The organism is Siphonobacter sp. BAB-5405 (assembly GCF_002872335.1).
Taxonomy (GTDB): domain Bacteria; phylum Bacteroidota; class Bacteroidia; order Cytophagales; family Spirosomataceae; genus Siphonobacter.
In genome coordinates this window covers 1-3,370 of the sequence record NZ_NJAG01000081.1, presented here as the reverse complement: position 1 = coordinate 3,370, position 3,370 = coordinate 1, and the positions used below count along the sequence as shown (strand labels likewise).

Genomic DNA, 3,370 nt, shown 5'->3' with positions numbered 1-3,370 from the left:
CCAGCGATTTGCGAACCAAAAATGGACGAACCATCGCGACGCACCGACACGTTGGCCAGGTACTTGCCCATGTAACTGTAGTTGACGCGGGCGAAGTAAGAAATCGAAGCATTCTGCCGGGCACTGGAACTCACCCGGGACGTGGCTCCACCCGCACTGGCGTTTAGCGTTTCGACCAGATCATTCGCGTAGGCACTCGCCGAACCGTCGCTGTTTTCGTAGTTCAGCCGCGTTGATTCCATCCCTACCAGTAGGTCCAGACTGTGTACTTCCCGGAATGTTTTGTTGTAGTTGACAATCTGGTTGAACAACCAGCTGATGCTTTGATCCGAGGCAATGGTACCCACGGCCAGGTTGGGCGGCAGTAGCTGATTCAGGGGAATACGCGAGGTACGGTAGGCGTTGCGACGGTATCCTGAATACGTAAGGTTCGCCGAGGCCCGGTACTTCAGGTCCTTCAGAAAGGCGTATTCCAGGTAGGAATTTCCGAGCAGGTTAGTCTGGGTATAGCGACTGTTGTACTCATTAATATTGGCCACCGGATTGGTAATGCCGGGGTAGTTGTAAGGAGCGGCCAGGGCCGTCTGCGAGGAGTAGGTGATGCCATCTGCCGCGTAAATAGGTGCAAAAGGCATGGCCGACAGAGCGGAGTTGATGATTCCATTATCACCCCAGTGACCGTTCGACTGTACTTCCTGCTGACTCTTGTACGAGGGGTTAAGCGTCAGTCCAACTTTGAGTTTAGACGTTACGTTGACGTCCACATTCGCCCGAATGGTATAGCGATCCAGGCTTGATTTCTTGATGATACCGTCCTGACTCAAGTAGCCGCCACTCACCAGATACCGCACTTTGTCCGTACCCCCCGAAACACTGAGCTGGTAATTGCTGATGCGGGCCTTTCGGAAAATCAGATCCTGGTAGCGGTAGTCTGGCAGGGCTGCTACGGCAGCCGGATCATCAAAGTTGAGCCAGGGAAATATTTCACCGCGGGGATAACGGTAGCGTAAGTACGAAGAAGGACGGGCCGGGTTCGGGTCATTAACGGACGCTCCGGGTACGTTGTCGAGGTAGGCATTGTTGGAGGCTTCCTTGCCAAATTCGGCAAATTGCTGGGAGGTTAACACGTCCAGCTTTTTCGTTACTTCCTGAACACCCGTGAATACGTCCAGATTCAAACGGGTCTTGCCAATTTTTCCTCCCTTAGTGGTCACCAGAATAACGCCGTTGGATCCTTTTGAACCGTAAATAGCGGCCGAAGACGCATCTTTCAGTACGTCAATGCTTTCGATGTCATTGCTGTTGAGCAGACTAAACACGTTGGGATCTACAATGTTCCCATCGACTACGATCAGGGGTGTATTCCCCGCCGAAATGGAGCCGAAGCCGCGAACTTTGATGGCGGGCGTACTGCCGGGTGTTCCGTTGTTCTGCTGGACGATCACCCCCGCAATTTTGCCCTGTAAGGCCGTCGCTGCGTTGGAAACGGGCATGTCTTTCAGCTCATTCATGGGTACCGAAGCAATGGCTGCCGTCACATCCGCCCGCCGAACGGTTCCGTACCCAACCACGACTACTTCCGAAAGAGACGTTTCGTCGTTGAGCAACTGTACGCTGAGTTGGGTTTGGGAACTCACGGGAATTTCCTGCGATTTGTACCCCACGAAGCTAAACAGCAGTACCGCCGACTCATCTGGTACGGCCAGTCGGAAGCTGCCCTGCGGATCGGTTACGGTTCCCCGCTGGGTACCTTTCAGCAGTACACTCACGCCCGGGATAGCTTCTCCCTTTTCATCCGTTACGGTTCCCGTGATCGTCCGGTCAGCCGTAGTTTCAAAAGGCTGGTTTGGATTGGATGTAGAGGACTGGGACGTCTGCTTCCGTAGCACAATATACTGACCGGAAACCTGGTAGCTAATGTGCAGCGGCGTAAGCAGGCGATCGAGTACCACGTCGAGGCGTTCGTGCTGGGCCTTCAGCGTTACTTTGTTTTCAACCGCAATCACCTGAGGTACGTAGGTAAACTTGATTCGAGCCGCCCGGGATAGTTCATTCAAAACGGCTTTCAGGTCCTGGTTTTCGACGTTTAAAGATACGGGCTGATGCAGTACTTCCTGAGCCAGACCGCTGCGAGCCAGCGAAATACCGGCGAAAGTCACCAGCAGTAGCAAAGGCAGCCCGGTACGCTTGAGGCACTGATACAAAAAGAGAGTCCAACGATTATTCATGCGGAATAGAGGTTTAATGGTTAGCGAGAAAGGCATACCGATCACAGGCACCTGCCGGAAGGAAGGACCAGGAATCGAATGAATGAGAACGTGGGCGAATCGGAGTTTTATAAGAACGGATTCCGATTAAGGGATTGTAAGCCAGGAGTGAAATAGCATCATTAGGTTTTGTTTAGAGCGTTCAACAAGGAGTATTAAAAGAAGGTACTTAACAGCCTTTGGCCGATAATAATGACTCTGATTCCCCAGACTTCGTAGGTAGCCCCGAGCGTCTGACAGATCAGATCCAGCTTCTTGAAAAAGGGTTCGTTGCCCAGCGGAGCCGTTAGTCGGCAATGGTTCAACAGATCGGTATTATAGGTAATGGTTACTCCGTAAGAAGTCTCCAGCGTATGAAAGACCTGAGCGATGGGCGTTTCTTCAAATACGAAGGATTGCGTACCCTCCGGCGATTTGAGTAACATCGGTGCCCGAACGACGCTCCTGGTGAGTTGCTGACTACTCGTATCAAAGTACACCTGCTGATTGGCCGTTAAGAAAAGCGGATGATCTGAACTGTGAAGTGCGTATACGGCTACTTTTCCACTACGAACCGTTACCTGTACGTTCTGATTTTGCGGCGGGGCCGTAATCCGGAAACTGGTGCCGATCACTTTGGTAATCAGATTTTTAGCAAAGACATAAAATGGCTGATTCGGATTTTTAGCGACTTTAAAAAAGCCTTCACCCGTTAGATACACTTCCCGCTTCTCTGAAGCAAAGCGACGCGGATACCGAAGCTGGCTTTGGGGCGAAAGCATGACCGTACTGCCATCGTCGAGTTGTACCGTCATCAACTGTTGAGTCGTATTGATTCGATGAATCCAGGTAGAACGTTCGGTACTTCTGTTGTTGCTGAGTTGTTCCGAAGTGGGTGCCTGCGTACGACTGTACCAAAGACCGCCCAGGCTCACACATACTAAAATTACGGCGGCGGCCCACCACACGTACTTACGGCGGTGCGATACAGAAATTTGCACCGGATACACTTCTGGTTGCGTTTGCTGCTGGATGACCTGCCACATCCGCTCACCCTGTTCGGTACTGGGGCGTGTTTGCGTTTGGTTGAGTGCTGTCAAAAAGCACGGGCCGAATGAATGGCC

General features: G+C 52.1%; 2 protein-coding genes. Both read right to left on the bottom strand.

Annotated features, from left to right (window positions below):
• Positions 1–2,228 (bottom strand): SusC/RagA family TonB-linked outer membrane protein (locus tag BWI97_RS25630; protein ID WP_146011043.1); only part of this gene is annotated, 2,228 nt, incomplete at its 3' end.
• Positions 2,229–2,422: 194 nt separating this feature from the next.
• A partial coding sequence (locus tag BWI97_RS25625; RefSeq protein WP_233208049.1) for a FecR family protein occupies positions 2,423–3,370 on the bottom strand: 948 nt, incomplete at its 5' end.